Origin of the sequence: Nocardioides sp. zg-1228 (assembly GCF_017086465.1) — a bacterium.
Lineage (GTDB): Bacteria > Actinomycetota > Actinomycetes > Propionibacteriales > Nocardioidaceae > Nocardioides.
In genome coordinates, this window is sequence record NZ_CP070961.1 from 2,166,928 (window position 1) to 2,183,282 (window position 16,355).

Sequence of the window (16,355 nt, forward strand, 5' to 3'; positions counted from 1 at the left end):
GGCTTTGCTACTGTTTCCCAGCACTCGTCCGGGTGGCGGAATTGGCAGACGCGCTAGCTTGAGGTGCTAGTGCCCGTATTAGGGCGTGGGGGTTCAAGTCCCCCCTCGGACACCACGGTGGACAGTCAGGGCCTCGCGAGAGCGGGGCCCTGACTGCTTCCCGCGACCTGGTTGTCCGACCTGCTTCTCGACGCGGGTCCGGGCGTCACCGATCCCTGCAGAAGGTCCCCTTGGCGGACAGTCCCCTCGGCGGTGTGCCAGCTGTCGGCGAGACGGCAACCACTGGGCCCGGAGGTCCTCCGGGGGAGGTCTGACGGGGTGTGTCCCCATTGGCTGGGCGAGTTGTACAGGGACCGTGCGGCGCATGCCGCACCCTGGACACATCCGCGCGCAGGCAGGACGCGAGAACGGAGAAGACGCCCTCGCGTGGTCGTCATCGACGCCTGACCGGACCCGCGGCGCCTCGAACGGCGGGTTCACGTCCACGACCGAGGCGGCCCCTACCGCCGCGCCTAGGGCGCGAATCGAGTCGTGGCCGTCGACGTCGACGTCACCGGCCTACCGGTGGCCGCGCTGGTGGTGCCCGCCGATGCTGGTGCGCCAGTCGTCACGCCACCGCATGATGCGGGCAACAACAACCGCAACGCAGTCGTCCGCGACCCCGAGGGCACCCTGGCGGAGTTCGTCGCCAAGCGGTCCTAGCGGCACGCCGCTCCAGCGCGACCGAATCTCGGCAGATCCGGTCCAGCTGATCGCGGCAGATCCGGTTGAACCGCAGCGCACGCTCTCGGCGGTACGAGCGTGCAAATCACGGCCACTGCGGCGTGCCGTCACGGCCGAACCAGCCCTCGAGGTCAGACCACCTGACGACAAACTGGGACTGCCGACCCGACGCGGCACTCGCACGCCGCATCGTTACCCACCGCAGGTACGGTTCCGTCCCCGCGACGCCCGACCCCTGACTCACTCCGGCTGGAATACGCAGAACTCGTTGCCCTCCGGGTCTGCGAGGACATCCCAATCGATCTCCGCGCCGCGACGGCGCATGACGATCGCACCAAGCTCGACGAGTTCCTCGCAGTCTCCGTACACGTCCAAGTGCATCCGGTTCTTGACCGACTTCTGCTCGGCGACCGGATTGATCCAGATCAGGGGTCCGCTCCCAGCCGGGTCGACGATCGGCGTCGGCCACGCCGCCGGCCGAGTCCAGCCATCGTCGCGCGGATACAGCTCATCCGATCGCCGGTAGCCAAGGGCGGCGCACCACCAGTCTGCGAGCGCCTGGTGGTCGACCGCGTCGAGCGCGATGTCTTTGAAACGTGCCGGCACCCGTTCATCGTGGCACAAGGGGAGTCGGCGCCTTCGGCGCCTCGTCCGGGTGGCGGGCGCTCGCCCCAGAAGAGCGGCTACGCGCACCATCAGCGGCCAGATCCGGGCGAGCGTAGCCGTCCTCAACGCGGCAGATCCGGACGCGACATCGGTCCTGTGAAACGCTGCGCTCGTGGTGACTCGGCACGGCAGGTGGAAGGTCTCAACGGCGACGACTTCTGAGCAGATGACGTGGAGGAGGCTCTACCGCGCCTACGGCGAGGAAGCGGGCTACGTGGTCAGCGACGAGCATCTTTCGCGTGTCTGGTCCTGGATCATGCGCAGTGACGGGCAGACCAACTGTCTACTACTGCATGACAGCACGGTCCCGGACGCTGTGGGGCTCGCTCACTACCGACCGTTCGAGAGGCCCATCACGGGCTCCATCGGGTGTTATCTGGACGATCTGTTCGTCGACACCGTGCAGCGAGGGCATGGCGGAGCCCGCGCCCTGCTCGAACACCTCGCCGGGTTGGCAGGGGCATCCGGATGGACAACCGTTCGATGGACCACGAAACCAAGCAACCCTGCCCAGTCTCTCTACGACTCTGTCGCCGCGCGCAACCCCGTCATCACCTTCGACATGGATCCGCGAGTCGACTGACCACGGGGCAGCGGTCGCTCGCCCGGCTCATCGGCAGATCCGCGCACTGTCAGCGGCAGATCCGGATGTTCGCTAGGACCGCAGGAACGTGTCCTCGATGAGCACCTCGGGAGTCACGCGTACCCGCGTTCGACCCGAGTGCCCTGCAGATCCGTACTCCAACAAGATCTCTGCCGTCTCTCCGACGCCGGCGACGGTTAGCAGAGTCGCCATCTCGCGATGGACGTCCGTTACGACGACGTCACCTCTTCGGTGTCGTACCCGCACGCTGCTGTCGGTCACATCCCATGTCACGTGGACGGTTTCGCGGCTGCCCGTGACGGGGTAGACCACCTCACGCACGAACTCGTCGCCGGAGACTGCCTCGGCGGTTGGTGTGACACCCAGGGCCGTCCACCACGCCTCGTCATCCGCAACCTGTAGTGATGTCACACGGGAAGTCTAGTGAGCGCATCTCGGCAGATCCGCGCACTATCAGCGGCAGATGAGTGCGTTCCCCTCCACAACGCGCGCACAATGACCCGATGGCCGTTGGCGGATGCATCTTCTGCGACATCGCTGCCGACCGATCGCCCGCCCGGTTCGTCTATCGGGACGAGTCGGCGTGCGCTTTCCTCGACACTGAACCAGTGAGGGCAGGTCACATCCTGGTCATACCGACAGCGCACATCACCGATCTGATGTCGGGACTCGCCACAGAAGGCATCGCGGGAATGGCCCAAGCACTGCACACGACCGCCGCTCTGCTCAGGGATCGCCTGGCCGCCGATGGCGTCAGTGTGTTCCAGTCCAACGGCGCGGCATCGGGACAGACGGTGGACCACCTGCACTTTCACCTCGTGCCTCGGTTCTCGGGCGACGGCAGACTGACGAGCAACTGGGCGCCTGCCCACGATGCGATGGACGCGCTCGACCGCACCCACGCCCTACTCATCTAGTGCCGTTGAGCAGCGACCGGATCTCGGCAGATCCGCGCACCATCAGCGGGGCGTTCTCAACCGGTCAGCGCAACACTCCTTAAGTCGAGGAGGTCGCGATGGCGCGTCAGAACTATCAGAGGTTGTCGCCAGCAGACATTGATGAGATCTGGTCGCGGATGCGTGCTGGGCACGCGGTGAAGCCGACCGCGCGATCGTTGGGATTGTCGACGAGCACGGTGCGGGCCTACTTGCTGCGTTGCGGCGGGATCAGACCTGACCCACGTCACCGCTCAGCAGGCCGGTTGGGCTTCGAGGAGCGTGAGGAGATCTCCCGCGGCCTGGCCGCCGACTTGTCGTTGCGGGCGATCGCGGCCGGGTTGGGTCGCTCGCCGTCGACGATCAGCCGTGAGGTCGCGAGCAACGGCGGCCGGCGTGGCTACCGGGCCGCGTCCGCGGACCAGCACGCCTGGGCCAGGGCGACCCGACCCAAGGCATGCAAGCTAGCCACCAACCCGGTGCTGGCTGGCATCGTGGCCGCGAAGCTTCAGCGACGATGGTCGCCCCAGCAGATCGCCGGCTGGCTCAAGCTCACCTATCCCGAAGACCCGGAGATGCACGTGTCGCACGAGAGCATCTACCGCACGCTGTTCGTGCAGTCACGCGGTGCGCTGCGCAAGGAGCTGACCGCCTACCTGCGCACCGGTCGGGTGATCCGACGCGTGCACGGGGTCCGGCTCCCCGACGGTCGAGGCGGGCGGCCGGGGATCGTGAACATCAGTGAGCGTCCCGCTGAAGCCGAGGACCGTGCGGTGCCCGGACACTGGGAGGGCGACCTGGTCTTCGGCAAGCAGATGAGCCCAGTGGCCACCTTGGTCGAACGCTCTACTCGCTACCTGCTGCTCGTCGGACTACCCGGCGGCAGCCACAAGGCCGACGTCGTCGCTGACGCCCTGGCCGCCGCCGTCGCGCACCTACCTGCACAGCTGGCCAAGTCGCTGACCTGGGACCAGGGCCACGAGATGGCCGAGCACAAACGCTTCACCAACGAGACCGGGATCCAGGTCTACTTCTGTGACCCCAAGTCACCGTGGCAGCGCGGGAGCAACGAGAACACCAACGGCCTTCTACGTCAGTACCTGCCGCGGCGGGTCGACTTCAAGACCCTCACCCAAGTCGACCTCGACGCCATCGCACTCGAGCTCAACGACAGACCTCGACAGACCCTCGGGTTCAAGACACCATCGCAAGCACTAGCCGAGGTGTTGCATTGACCGCCTGAGCCCGCAGGCAGATCCGGACGTTCTACGGCAAGTCGACCCCAGGCCTGATGGCGACGTCGAAGTAGTCGAGCAGGGTGTCGGCGATGAGTGGGGGCATCTCCTCGGCGGCACGCTGGACACCAACCTGGGCTTCGATTTCCCAAGCGATGACGCGACGGAGTTGCTCAATTACCTCAGCGCGGTCCGTGCTCATAGGACTGAGCATCTCACCAGTCGTCGCACTCACCTTGGCATGACCGGACACACGGGTCGCGGCAGATCCGGATACCGTCAACCTGTCGGTCAGGGCACTTAGAGTTGTCTCCAATGAACAGTTCGCGTAGTTCGCTCAGGATCGCAACCACCCCTGACGTCCCACAACTTCTACGGTTGTGGGGCCTGCTCTTTGAGAAGGACGAGGCTGCTGAAGACGAGCCGTGGAGGAGCCACGCTCAAGAGTGGTTCGCCCAGTACGTCGGCGACTCCAGCACCGCTCGTTTCCCAGTCGTCGACATCGGTGGCGAAATCGTCGCAACCGCAATCGGCACCCTCGAACTGGGCGTCCCCAATCCCATGTGTCCCCATGGGCGAACCGTTCGGCTCGCGAATGTCATCACTCTTCCCGAGCACCGCGGCTGCGGGTACGGAACCTTGCTAGTCCGCGACGTAGTCGAGTGGGCTAGGTCGATCGATGCAGATCGGGTGGACCTCAGTTCTACGGAGGAAGGACAGGGCCTCTACGGCAAGGCGGGTTTCGTCTTGACGTCTGCTCCGCGCATGAAACTCGTTCTCTGACGGGCGCGACCAAGCCAAACAAACGCCCTGTCATCGGCATGAGCGGAAGTCCGTAGCACGGCCATAGGAACGGTGTGCAATCGTGCAGCGAGGACATTCGGCATAGGGAGCGGCGTGGCGACGAGGACCGTGGAGAATCACGTTGACCTTCCGGAGCCTCCGGCAGCGGTTTGGCAGCGGGTCGTTAGTGCCGAAGGCATAAATCACGAGATGTGGCCCTGGATGACAATGACCATGCCGCGCCGAGCGGCGGGACTGACGGTAGAGACTCTCCCGCTGGGCCAGCCCATCGGTCGCGCTTGGCTCCGACTGTTCGGCCTCGTCCCGTTCGACTTCGACCACCTGATGATCGATGAACTTGAGCCGGGCGTCCGGTTTCTGGAGCGCTCCACCATGTTGAGCATGCGGCACTGGGAGCATGAGCGGACGTTGACACCGGTCCCGGAGGGCACCCGAGTTCATGACCGCGTCACCCTGCAGCCCCGCCTGCCCGTTCCTGGACTCTCCATGCTGCTGGCGCGCATAGTCGGCGCCTTCTTCCGGCATCGACACAGACGGCTGCACAAGCACTTCACTACTGGTGATGTGCCGCGACCGACGACGTTCTCGACGCGCTTCTATCGTTGAGCTGCGCCCGCTCATCGGCTACTAGGAAACTTCCCGCAGGATCGGTGTCCGGCCAGACTTCGATCCAGGTGATCGGCGCGACGCTCTCTTACCGGCTGACCACCGATGGTGTGGCTCTCATCTGGACTGCGCCTCGTCGGTCACCGTGACGAGGAGTGGCTCCAGAGGGGTCTGCCCGGCTCGTAGTAGCAATGCCCACCTCGTCGTCCTGCTGGTTCCCAGTTGCGAGGTGAGCAGATGAGCAAGACGCAGGCAGTGATCATCGGGGTCGATCCCACAAGATGTCGGTGACGATCGAGGTCGTCGACACCCACGAGCAGCTGCTCGGCACGGGGCGGTTCGCTACAGACAGAGCCGGTCACGCAGCACTTCAGCGTTACGTGAAGCAGTGGCCCGACCGCGGTTGGGCGGTCGAGGGAGCCAACGGCGCCGGTCGTCCGCTGGCCCAACGACTCGTCGCCGCCGGCGAGCAGGTCGTCGACGTTCCGGCCAAGCTCGCGGCCCGGGGTGCGGCTCTTCGACACCGGCCACAACCGCAAGACCGGCGCCCTGGACGCCCACTCCATCGCTGTCGTCGCGGTCCGCACGGCGGACCTGCGGGTGCTGGTCGAGGACGGTGAGCTCGAAGCCCTGCGGATGCTCACCGACCGCCGCGACGAACTCGCCCACCAACGCGTCCAGACCCTCAATCGGTTGCAGCGACTGCTCAGTGAACTGCTGCCCGGCCAGCGCAAACGTGACCTGTCCGCCACCCAGGCCAAGACGGTGCTGGCGACCATCAGGCCCCGTGGCATCGCCGGGAAGACCCGCCGTCGGATGGCTGCTGAGGAGATCGCCGACCTGGTCGCGGTCGACGCCAAGCTCAAGCGGATCAAGGCCGAGCTGAAGGCCGCGGTGCTCGAGCGTGGCTCGCACCTGATGGACATCTACGGCATCGGACCGGCAGGCGCGGCACGGGTGCTGGCCGAGGTCGGTGACGTGGCACGGTTCGCCGACCGCAACCGGTTCGCGTCCTGGACCGGCACCGCGCCCCTGGACGCCTCGTCCGGCGAGCAAACCCACCACCGTTCGTCGCGGGCCGGGAACCGGAGGATGAACCACGTCCTGCACGTCGCCGCGACCGTGCAGATCCGCCACGACACCGAAGGCCGCGCCTACTACCGACGCAAGCTCGCCGCCGGCAAGACCCCCATGGAAGCCCTGCGCTGCCTCAAACGGCGCCTGTCCGACGTCGTCTACCGCCAACTCGTCGCCGACGCCCAGAAACACGATGGAGCGGGCCCGGGAGGGCACTGCGGGGCGACACTTCAATCCAGCGCGGTCGACTCGCACCCGCTCATCGACACTTCGGATCAGCCACTTCCCGGACCCGCGCAGCCGACGCTACGCCGACCATCTCCCCGTCGGAAGACCCTCACAACGAGCACTCCTCGACACAGAGGGGTGCCAGATCCGGCAACCGGCGTCGCCAAAAGGGACACCGAGTGAGATCCATGGTGCTCCGGGGACGACGCCGCCCACGTCTGCTCCAGCCGTCACGACCTCGTGCAGCACGCCCTCGCGAGCCTTCACCCGGTGTTGATTTCTTTGGCCTCAGGCCGTGGGTCCACGGCGGAGATGGGGGTGATCCACGACTGGTGGGTGGCGCTGTTCTTGGTGATGGCGAGCAGGGCGTCCATGTGGGGCTCGAGCCCGGTGACCTTGTCGAGGGGAACGCCGACGATCAGCTGGAAGCCGAGACCTCGCCACGCCTGGACGGCACGGCCCGCGAACTCGGAGTCGGCCTTGACGAACCCCTCGTCGAGGAACACCGGCGCGAACCGCGGGCGGGAACGCATCTCGTCTCCCAGCCGGAAGCGGAGCGCGGAGCCGACGATGAAGGCGACCAGCTCCTGGCTCTCGCCGCCGCTCTTCTCCCCCAGCGTGCGGTAGGTGGCACGCAGCTCGCCGGTCGCGTGGTCGTAGCGCTCAGCGCTGATCTCCACGTGGCGGCGTACATCGAGGAGACGCTCGCGGTTGGTCAGCGTCGTCGCGGCGTCGCCGACCTGGCTGGGCTTGCGAAGCTGCTGCATGAAGCTGCTGAGCTCGGCGAACCGCTTCTCCAGCGCCTCCTCCGTGAGAGCGGTGGTGGAGCCCGAGGAGAGGGTCCGCAGATCCCGCATGAACGTCTGCACGTGGGCCGGTGCCAGGCGTCGGAGACGGATCCTGAGACGGTCGCCCGATGCGCCGAACTCGAGGCGCCGCAGGATCGCGTTGATCGGCTCGAGACGGTCCTCGATCTCCTCCACGCACGCCGCCATGGCCCCGACGAGGGGCACGAGGTCCTGACCGCTCCACTCGGTGAGGCGCCGCCTCCACTCGGCGCGGCGTGCGGCCAGGCCCTCACCCTGGATGTCCTCGAGGATGCGGGCGTAGTCGGGGTAGGAGTCCGCGGTCGAGCCGAGGTTGGGTGAGTCCCACTGGAACTTGTAGACCCGGAAGATCTGCACGAGGTCCTCGTCGACGCGCCTGACCGCGGCCTCGGCGTCGGTGACCGCCTCACGCAGTCGCTGGACGAGCCGCTGGGAGGTCTCGGCGAACCGCGCCAGGTCGTGGGGGTCGGCCGGCTCCGCGGCCGCGGCGAACTCCGCGGCCAGCGCCTCCTCCTGCCCCGGGCCGATGACGACGGTGCCGTCCTCCTCGATGGCGTGGACCCGGTCCTTGACGCTGTCCTCGGCGTCGACGAGCTCGGCGTGCGACGCGTTGAGCTCCCGCTGGCGCTGTTCGAGGCCGTAGCGGGCCCGGCGCGCCTCCTCGAGTCGGGCGGTGAGGTCGTCGATCTGGGTGTCGAGCGCCTGCAGGCGGTCGTCGGACTCCAGGATCACCGAGCGGCGCTGCTCCAGGTGCGCGATGCGGCGGTCGCTGCCGTCGACGTCGAAGTCGTCGAACCGCGCGGTCGCGACGGCGTCGTAGGAGGTGCGCTGCCGCTCGAGCACGCGCGCCTGCAGATCCAGCTGGCCGAGCTCCGCGGAGACGGCGTCGAGCTGCTCCTCGAGGTCAGCAAGCTCGGCGTCGATGTCGGCGATCGCGTCCTCGTTGGAGAACCCGATGATGCTGCGCGCGTCGTTGCGCCCGTGGGCGCCTCGTCGGCCGTTGCGGGTCTGGCCGGCGAGGGTGACGCGGAAGCCAGGGCCAGCGAGGTCCTCGGCGGACTCGACGCACAGAGCGTTGCGGGACGGCTCCTCGACGTGCGCCCGGACCCACCCGGTGAAGGGCGTGTCCTTGAACGCGAGCTTGCCACCGACCCGTTCGGGATCAGCCGGTCCGGGGTCGGGCAGGTCGAGCTCCACCCCCTCGAAGACGAGGCGCCCGCGCAGGTGCAGTCCGTCGATGGCGGAGGAGAACCGCTCCAGGTGCTGCAGCGGGACCAGCATCATCCGGGCGCTGGCGCCGAGCACCGTCTCGATGGCGGTGCGCCACCTCGCCTCCTCGGCAGCGACGTCGACCAGCTCGGCAACGAACGGCAGGTCGTCAAGGCCGAGCCCGCTTGCTCGCGCCACCTCCGCGCGGAGCTCGTGCATGCGGGCCGGCATCCGGCCCGCGCGGCCCTCCATCGACGCCCGCTCGCGACGCAGCTCAGCCTGTCGCTGGCTGAGGGGGAACTGGCTGCGCAGCACGGCGTCACGCTCGCGCCGCAGCCGCTCCTGTTCCCGCTGGTAGCCGGCGAGCCACTGTCGGGCGTGCAGCTGGAGCACGGCGAATGCCTCGCTGGACAGCAGCGCGCCGTCGACGTCGGGCGCGTGGGCGTCTGTGGCGTCGATGAGTGGGAGCATCCGCTCCTGGAAGATGGTGCGGCGGGTCAGCCGGTCCTCCCGGACGACCTGCTCCTGCTCCAGGGACAGGGCGAGTGACTGGAGGGTCGCTCCCCCGGCAGCCCGGTGTGCTTCCTGTGCGGCCTCGAGGTCTGCGAGGTGGGTCCGCTCGACGGACGTGGTCGCGCTCAGCTCGTCGGCGGCCGCCGCCCGCTCGGCCCGGTTGTCGGCGACGGCGGCCTCGATCAGTCGCAGGTGGGCCCGGAGCAGCCACATCCGCAGTGGTGTGTCACCGCCCTTCGTCACCCCGTAGGCATCGAGCTCGTCCAGTCGTCGGGTCGCGGCCACCTTGCGGTCGTGCAGCTCGGTGATCGGCCCGAGCAGCTCGAGCTTCTGCTCCTCGGTGCGCATCGCTGAGTGGGCGGTGTCGAGGTCGTCGAAGTGCTCGATCGCGCGGTCGGCCGCGGCGAAGGTCGAAGGGCGCTCGAGGACCATGTCCTTGTAGAGCTCGTCGACGCTGCGGACCTGGTTGCCGGCCTGGATCCGGGCGAGAAGCCGCAGCGCCTTGGCGCCGTCGCCGTTGGCTCCGATGCCGAGGCGGGCGTGCAGCACGGCCGCGTACTCGGCGTAGGTCCGGTGCACCCGGATCCCGGGGAAGATCTTCTTGAGCGTGTGGGCGTGGAACCGCTCGGGCACCGCGACCTCGAGCAGGTCGAGCGTCAGCGCGCCCTCCTGCGTCGCGAGCTGCATCTGGACGTCGCCGGAGCGGGTGGCGCGGCGCGGGACGTAGTAGGTGCGCAGCGCAGTGAACCGGCCGCCCCGGTCGTTGACGAACGTCATCGCGATGGCGCCCCACGTGTCGGAGCCCTTGCCGCGCAGCAGCTGCTCGACCGGCCGCCCGGTGCGGGGGTCGTCGATGACGTCGACCGCGCCCCGGAGGTACGACAGCAGGTTGCGCTGCCCGGCCCCTCGGGCGCGGCCGGCGACCGCGTCGTTGGACGCGCCGTTGAACTTGGTGTCGGACGGCATCATCAGCGCCGTGTAGGCATCGAGGATGGTGCTCTTGCCGACGCCGGAGGCGCCGGAGATCATCGTGGCGTCGCCGCGCAGCGGCACCACCGTGAGTCCGCCGAACCCACCCCAGTTGACCATCTGCAGCAGCGACGCGCGCCATTGCATGGTGTCGTCCGAGGGGGTGGCGACGTCACGCTGCGCGAAGAGGCCGCTCACGTCCGCCGTGTCAGTCCGGTCGATGGACACGCTCACTGCTCCCTCGCGTCGTCGTCGGCGGCGTGGCCGTCCGGGTCGGGCTCGTCGTCGAAGAGGTGGGACGACTCGGGCTCCGGGAGCACCTCGCTGCTGTTGGCCGCCATCAACGCCTCGAGCAGCTCTTGCAGGAGCTCGAGCGGCAGCAGCGGCTCCACGGCCTCGCTGATCTCGAAGCGCTCGTCGTTGCCGGAGGGGATGAGCAGACCGGCCTTGACGACGCTGGCGACCGCATTGCGCGCCCGCTTCTCGTCGCCGGCCTCGTCGGTGGCGTGCGCGGGTCGGAAGCTGGCGACGTAGGACACGACGTCCTCGCGGTCGATGAACACGCGCGCGTCGCCGCCGGCCAGCCCGGCGCGCAGCCGGTCGCGTAGGTGCACCAGGACGAGCGTCTCCTCGCGCGACCACGCGGCGTCGTAGAGCAGCGTCGGGAACCGGCTGCCCGTCTCGGATGTTGCCTGTCGCTTCCAGGCCACCTCGCTCGAGCGGTCGACCTGCAGGTCGAGGAACAGCTCGTTGAGGCGGGAGCGGATCAGCCGTTCGTGCTCGACGAGCACCGGCCAGTCGCGTGGGTGGGTGCGCGCGCTGATGAAGCGCTGCTTGAGCAGCGTGACGAGGACCCGCCGCTGCGCGTACTCGAGGCCGCCCTCGTCGCCCTCGAACAGGGAGACCGAACCGTCGTCGAGCAGGTCCTCGACGAGTCCGTCGTCTGTTGCCGCCTCCGCGTCCGCGTGGGGCGCGGTCTGAGGCGCGGTGTCGGTCTCGACGCTCATGCGCGGGTCTCCCTGTCGTGCCGGGTCTCGTCCAGGTCTGGGTCGGGCAGCGGCGTCCGTGGCACCGCGAAGAGGCGCGTCGTTCCGTCGGGACGGACGGTCGCGTAGGACTCGGTCTCGTCCTCGGCCAGCCACTCGCGGTCGGCGGCGAGGTGGAGCAGGCCGAATATCTCGACCGGCCTGCGCAGTGACGGCTCCAGGTCGTCGAACAGTGCGCCGAGGGAGGCGTAGGGGAGCAGCGAGGAGGAGGCGGCGTCGAGCCGCTCACGCAAGGTCGTCAGCTTGGGCCCACCCTGCGACACCAGCTCTGCGAGCGAGACCGTCGGCGCCAGGTCTGCGTCGACCACGGTGAGGCGCTCGGGCAGCACGTGGTCGGCAGGGTCGTAGAAGCGCTCGCGCAGGTGGTCGATGCTCGTGCGCGCGGGGAGCAGCGGTATGTCGTGGGTGGCGCGCGGCCCGGTCGTGGCCATCCACGTCATCAGCTCGGCCTCCACCTGGCGCAGCGTCTGCTCGAGCTCGCGGTCGCGGGCCGCGTCGTGGGAGACGATGTACTCCTTGAGGGTCGCCGTCACCCGCGACCGTTGCGCAAGCACCCGGTCGAGGCCGTCGCGGACCACCCGCACGGTGCCGCGCAGCTCGGCTCGGTCCGCGTCGCTGAGGATCCGGTCCGACAGGGGGTGCTCGAGCAGGTCGGTGAGGTCCTCGCGAAGCTGCGCCACCATCGCGTCGTCGCGCAGCAGCGCGAACGCACCTTCGAACGCACGTCCTTCGTGGGTGGCCGTCATGAGCGCGTCGGCGCGAGCCAGGTAGTCGTCGATCACCTCACCCGCCGGCCGGTCCTCGGCTCGGAACGCTGCGAGGATCTCGGCGCGGATGGTCGTGAAGCGCTCCTCGACGCGAGCGAAGTCACTCGGCAGCGCCGAGATCAGCGACAACAGCTCGGTGAACCCTTCGAGCATGTAGTCCTCGGTGGCGCCCTCCAGCACACCACCGTCGACCAGCCGATCGCGCTCGGCTCGCAGCCGCGCGATCTCCTCGTTGAGGATCGTGACTCGGGCCGTCCGATCGGGGTTGGCCTCGGAGTTGAAGCGCCGGACCGTGCCGAGGATGGTGGCGACCCGGTGCTCGCTGAGCGTGGCCCGATCGCGCGCCAGGTTCTTCACCAGCTCCAACGCCTGCTGCGCGTGCGAGGTCAGCACGTAGACCTCGTGTCCGCCCTCGTCGAGCGATCGGACCAGCCACTGACCGCGCATCCAGCGCTGACAGATGTCGCGGCCGGTGCCACTGGGGACGTCCTGCTCCCCCGCCAGCCTCATCTGCGCGACGTGCTCCTCGACCTGCGTGTGCAGGCGAGCCGTGGGGATCGGGTTGTTGTTGCGGCCGAAAGCAGTGCGGAAGATGGTGATCACCACGGGCGCCTGCCGTTGGTGGAGCAGCGTCAGCGTGGGTTGGCCGAAGGCACCCTTGACGCGCGCGAGCTCGCCCGTGATCTCGCTCAACGTCTAGGCCCCCACTCGTTCCCACCTGGTGCTCGGGGCGCAAGCATGACAAAGCCCCCCGACAGGAGGGATGGCGACCCGCGAGTTGCGCGGCGATGCGGAGCGGGTCACGACCGGCTAATCGGCTCTCACGCGTCTGGTGTCGTGCGCCCACATCGCGACCTCGACGCGGTTGCGGGCGCCGAGCTTGGCCATCAACGACGCGACGTGGGTCTTGACCGTGCTCAGGCCCACGAAGAGCTCGGTGGCGATCTCGGCGTTGGTCCGTCCCCGCGCCACCAGCGCGAGCACCTCCTCCTCGCGCTCGGTGAGCGGGGTGACGGGCTGGACCGGTGCCACCGGCGCGTGGTCGGCGAAGGTCGCCAGCAGCCGGCGGGTGACGTTGGGGGCGATCAGCGCGTCCCCGTCGGCCGCGGCATGGATGGCCTGCACGAGGAGCTCCGGCCCTGCGTCCTTGAGCAGGAAGCCGCGGGCGCCGGCGCGCAGCGCGCCGAGGACGTACTCGTCGAGGTCGAAGGTGGTGATCACGACCACCGCCATGGGGTCGGGCACGTCCGGCCCGGCCAGGCGCCGCGTCACCTCGACGCCGTCGAGCCCGGGCATCCGGATGTCGACGAGGAGGACGTCGGGACGGAGCCGGGTCGCCAGGTCGAGCGCCGCGAGCCCGTCCGCTGCCTCCCCCACGACCTCGAGATCGGGTTGCGCGCCGAGGATCATCACGAGCCCGGTCCGGACCAGGTCCTGGTCGTCGGCCACGACGACACGGATGCTCATGCCGGCGCCTCCACCGGCAGCACGGCCTCGACCACCCAGCCGCCCTCGGGCCGCGGGCCCGCGGAGAACGACCCGCCGAGGAGCTGGACGCGCTCGGCCATGCCCAGCAGGCCGAACCCGGGCTTCGGCGCTGGCCCCGGCTCGGCCCGTCCGTCGTCGCTGACGCGCAGCGTGACGGCGTCGCCCTCCCGGCGTACGTCGATCCCGACGCGGGTCGCGCTCCGCGCGTGCCGTACGGCGTTGGTGAGCGCCTCCTGCGCGAGCCGGTAGAGCGCGGCGTCCACGGGTGGTGCCAGCCGCGACAACGAGCCGTCCACCGAGACCTCGACCGCGGGCGTCGGGTCGGCGCGGGCCAGCGCAGGCAGGTCCGCGACACCCGGCTGCGGTGCGTAGGCGACCGCCTCCTCCTCCCGCAGCACCCGCACCATGGACCTCATCGCCGCCAGCGTTCGCGACGCCTCGGACTCGATCGCGGCCAGGATCTCCGCAGCCCTCTCGGGCTGGGTGCCGGCGACGACGCCACCGGCCTGGGCCTGCACCGCGATGGCCGAGACGTGGTGGGCCACCGTGTCGTGCAGCTCGCGCGCGAGCGCGACCCGCTCCTGGTTGCGGATCTCACGCTGCTGGCGGAGCCAGAGGTCCGCGCGGTAGCGGAACACCGCCGCGAGGGCGATGACCAGCAACAGCAGGACGGTCCCGCCGAAGATGTCGGCCCAGCCCGCGGACCCGGCGTACATCCCCAGCGCGACGACGACCGCCACGAACGCCGTACCCACGACCACCTCGCGGCCCGAGCCCCACCGCAGCAGGGAGTAGAGCAGGACCAGCACGGCCGCCATGGAGTAGAGGCCGAGGTCCCCGTCGTGCGCGGCCACCTGGAGCACGGAGAGCACCCCCGCGACGCCCCACCCCACCAGGGCGGTCACCAGGGGGCGATGCCGCCGCCGGAGCAGCGCAGGAACCAGCGCCAGGGCGAGCACCGTCACCAGGGGCCGCCAGGTCACGCCCGGTCGAGCGGCGCCCTCGACCAGGACGCCGGCCGCGAACACGCCCACCAGCAGCCAGTCGGGCCGGCCGACGGGTGGGGCGTCGGCAGGCCGCGGCTCGTGCCAGACGGAGCGCGGGACGGTGACCACGGCGCCAGCCTAGGGATCGGGGCGCCTCGGCGTGCCCGCCGAAAGTACGAGCGAGGAACCGTGCCATCGGCCGGGCGAGCTCCGGCCTCGAAGCCGAGGCGCCCGCGACGTGGCGCAGGGACCGTGGACGCACCGATCCCCACCACGACAACGGAGCCCGACATGAATGCACCTCACCGCACGCCCCTGGAAGACCGGACAATCCCCGTGCAGGCCAAGCTCGCCGCCGCGTGGACGAGCTTCATGTTCCTGTACGTCTACGTGGACGTCCTCGGCTTCTACACGCCCGGCATGGTCGAGGACATCCTCGACGGCAAGGTCTACGAGTTCGACCTCTCCCAGACCTTCTCGGTGGCGGCGCTGACCGCCCTGGCCGTCCCGATCTTCATGGTGGTGCTGTCGACGACGCTGCCTGCCAGGGTGAACCGCACCACGAACCTCGTCGTGGCCGCGCTCTATGTGCCCTTCACGGTCTTCAACATCGCGGGCGGGTTCTACCTGTACTTCTACGGCCTCGGCGTCGTGCTGGAGCTGGTCCTCCTCGCCCTCGTCCTGCGGTGGGCCTGGACCTGGCCCCGCACCGCGCCGACGGCGACCCCGCCGAGCAGGGCGACCCGTCCGGCGCGGGACGCCGTTCGCGCCCGGCAGCAGGCGTGACCCCGCGAGCGGCGGCTCAGCGCACCACCATGACCGGGCAGCGCGCCCGGTGCAGGACGGCGTGGCTGACGGAGCCGAGGAGCAGTCCGGCGAAGGGGTTGAGCCCCCGCGACCCCACGACGACAAGCGAGGCGTGCTTGGACGCCTCGATGAGGGCCGCAGCCGGCGCGAGCGCGATGAGATCCGACTCGATGTCCACCTCGGGATGGCGGGCGGCCGCCGCCTCGACGGTCGCGGCGAGGCGCTCCCCCTCGTCGTTGAGGAGCCGGCCGAGGGCGTCCGGCATCTCTCCGTGCCGGTCGACGTGGACCGTGCCGACGGCGGCCGCCCGCACCGCGGACACCGTCTCGCCGGTCACCCGGGCGTGACGGCACGCGACGTCGAGCGCAGCGTCGCTCGCGGCGGACCCGTCCACACCGACGACGATCCGCCGGGCGTCCGGCGCATCGGCGACCCGGACCACGACGACCGGGCACGCAGCGTGGGTCGCGAGGTGCTGGCTCACCGAGCCGACGAAGAGCTCACCGGCCAGGCCGTGTCCGCGACCGCCCACCACGAGGAGGGCGGCATCGCGGGAGAGGTCGACCAGGGTCGTCACCGCAGGGCCGTGCGTGCGGACCACGGTGGCGGCGTCGACGGGCGCCTCGGCCAGGATCGCCGTGGCACGCCGCTCCACCTCGATCCAGTGGTCGGCTGGCTGCCACGCGACACCGGGCGTGGCGCCGGTCTCCTCGACGATGGCCACGGTCACCGGGCGGCGTTGGAGCTGGGCATCTCGCACCGCCCATCCCAGTGCGAGATCCGCGTCGGTGGACCCGTCGTAGGCGACGAGGATGCTGCGCGTGGTGTCGTCCATGAGGCGAGCATGTACGTGCGCGGGCGACCA

17 protein-coding genes and 1 tRNA gene are annotated in these 16,355 nt (G+C 69.5%); 9 read left to right on the top strand and 9 right to left on the bottom strand.

Features of this window, described 5'->3' with window-relative positions; genetic code table 11:
* The first annotated feature begins 26 nt into the window (after window positions 1-26).
* Window positions 27-115: transfer RNA gene (locus tag JX575_RS10350), tRNA-Leu, on the top strand.
* Between the two features lie 416 nt (window positions 116-531).
* A complete protein-coding gene (locus tag JX575_RS10355) occupies window positions 532-702 on the top strand; it encodes a hypothetical protein (RefSeq protein WP_186342670.1) in 171 nt (56 codons plus the stop codon).
* Window positions 703-963: 261 nt separating this feature from the next.
* On the opposite strand, the gene JX575_RS10360 is transcribed toward JX575_RS10355, so the two are convergent.
* A complete protein-coding gene (locus tag JX575_RS10360; RefSeq protein WP_186342669.1) occupies window positions 964-1,329 on the bottom strand; it encodes a VOC family protein in 366 nt (121 codons plus the stop codon).
* Window positions 1,330-1,501: 172 nt separating this feature from the next.
* On the opposite strand from JX575_RS10360, the gene JX575_RS10365 reads away from it, so the two are divergent.
* Window positions 1,502-1,972: a GNAT family N-acetyltransferase gene (locus JX575_RS10365; protein WP_186342668.1), complete on the top strand. Its 471-nt coding sequence runs from the start codon at window positions 1,502-1,504 to the stop codon at window positions 1,970-1,972.
* A gap of 72 nt (window positions 1,973-2,044) precedes the next feature.
* Here the strand turns inward: JX575_RS10365 and JX575_RS10370 are convergent, their stop codons facing one another.
* Entirely contained in the window at window positions 2,045-2,404 is a 360-nt protein-coding gene (locus JX575_RS10370; protein WP_186342667.1) for a hypothetical protein, read from the bottom strand.
* A gap of 92 nt (window positions 2,405-2,496) precedes the next feature.
* On the opposite strand from JX575_RS10370, the gene JX575_RS10375 reads away from it, so the two are divergent.
* Together JX575_RS10375 and JX575_RS10380 are read left to right on the top strand one after the other, a co-directional pair.
* Window positions 2,497-2,910, top strand: a complete 414-nt coding sequence (locus JX575_RS10375; RefSeq protein WP_186342666.1) for an HIT family protein — start codon at window positions 2,497-2,499, stop codon at window positions 2,908-2,910.
* Window positions 2,911-3,008: 98 nt separating this feature from the next.
* A complete protein-coding gene (locus JX575_RS10380) occupies window positions 3,009-4,163 on the top strand; it encodes an IS30 family transposase (protein WP_206054361.1) in 1,155 nt (384 codons plus the stop codon).
* A gap of 31 nt (window positions 4,164-4,194) precedes the next feature.
* Here the strand turns inward: JX575_RS10380 and JX575_RS10385 are convergent, their stop codons facing one another.
* Window positions 4,195-4,365, bottom strand: coding sequence for a hypothetical protein (locus JX575_RS10385; RefSeq protein WP_186342759.1), 171 nt, complete (start codon window positions 4,363-4,365; stop codon window positions 4,195-4,197).
* Window positions 4,366-4,541: 176 nt separating this feature from the next.
* On the opposite strand from JX575_RS10385, the gene JX575_RS10390 reads away from it, so the two are divergent.
* The 3 genes from JX575_RS10390 to JX575_RS10400 all read left to right on the top strand — a co-directional run bounded on the left by JX575_RS10390 (window position 4,542) and on the right by JX575_RS10400 (window position 7,061).
* Window positions 4,542-4,946 (top strand): GNAT family N-acetyltransferase, encoded by a 405-nt coding sequence (locus JX575_RS10390; RefSeq protein WP_206054362.1) that lies wholly within the window; start codon window positions 4,542-4,544, stop codon window positions 4,944-4,946.
* A 228-nt stretch (window positions 4,947-5,174) separates the two neighbouring features.
* A complete protein-coding gene (locus JX575_RS10395; protein WP_206054363.1) occupies window positions 5,175-5,573 on the top strand; it encodes a hypothetical protein in 399 nt (132 codons plus the stop codon).
* Window positions 5,574-6,080: 507 nt separating this feature from the next.
* Window positions 6,081-7,061 (top strand): transposase, encoded by a 981-nt coding sequence (locus tag JX575_RS10400; protein ID WP_206054364.1) that lies wholly within the window; start codon window positions 6,081-6,083, stop codon window positions 7,059-7,061.
* Window positions 7,062-7,141: 80 nt separating this feature from the next.
* On the opposite strand, the gene JX575_RS10405 is transcribed toward JX575_RS10400, so the two are convergent.
* The 5 genes from JX575_RS10405 to JX575_RS10425 form a co-directional block, all read right to left on the bottom strand.
* A complete protein-coding gene (locus JX575_RS10405; RefSeq protein ID WP_241005103.1) occupies window positions 7,142-10,594 on the bottom strand; it encodes an SbcC/MukB-like Walker B domain-containing protein in 3,453 nt (1,150 codons plus the stop codon).
* Between the two features lie 32 nt (window positions 10,595-10,626).
* Entirely contained in the window at window positions 10,627-11,403 is a 777-nt protein-coding gene (locus JX575_RS10410) for a DUF4194 domain-containing protein (protein ID WP_186342756.1), read from the bottom strand.
* Window positions 11,400-12,902 (bottom strand): DUF3375 domain-containing protein, encoded by a 1,503-nt coding sequence (locus JX575_RS10415; RefSeq protein WP_186342755.1) that lies wholly within the window; start codon window positions 12,900-12,902, stop codon window positions 11,400-11,402. The genes JX575_RS10410 and JX575_RS10415 overlap by 4 nt, the downstream gene beginning before the upstream one ends.
* Window positions 12,903-13,019: 117 nt before the next feature.
* Window positions 13,020-13,676, bottom strand: coding sequence for a response regulator transcription factor (locus JX575_RS10420; RefSeq protein ID WP_186342754.1), 657 nt, complete (start codon window positions 13,674-13,676; stop codon window positions 13,020-13,022).
* A complete protein-coding gene (locus JX575_RS10425; protein WP_186342753.1) occupies window positions 13,673-14,812 on the bottom strand; it encodes a sensor histidine kinase in 1,140 nt (379 codons plus the stop codon). The genes JX575_RS10420 and JX575_RS10425 overlap by 4 nt, the downstream gene beginning before the upstream one ends.
* 207 nt (window positions 14,813-15,019) lie before the next feature.
* On the opposite strand from JX575_RS10425, the gene JX575_RS10430 reads away from it, so the two are divergent.
* Window positions 15,020-15,469 (top strand): DUF6326 family protein, encoded by a 450-nt coding sequence (locus JX575_RS10430; RefSeq protein ID WP_241005104.1) that lies wholly within the window; start codon window positions 15,020-15,022, stop codon window positions 15,467-15,469.
* 16 nt (window positions 15,470-15,485) lie between these two features.
* Here the strand turns inward: JX575_RS10430 and JX575_RS10435 are convergent, their stop codons facing one another.
* Complete coding sequence (locus JX575_RS10435) at window positions 15,486-16,325, bottom strand: universal stress protein (RefSeq protein WP_186342752.1); 840 nt, start codon at window positions 16,323-16,325, stop codon at window positions 15,486-15,488.
* Between the last annotated feature and the right edge of the window lie 30 nt (window positions 16,326-16,355).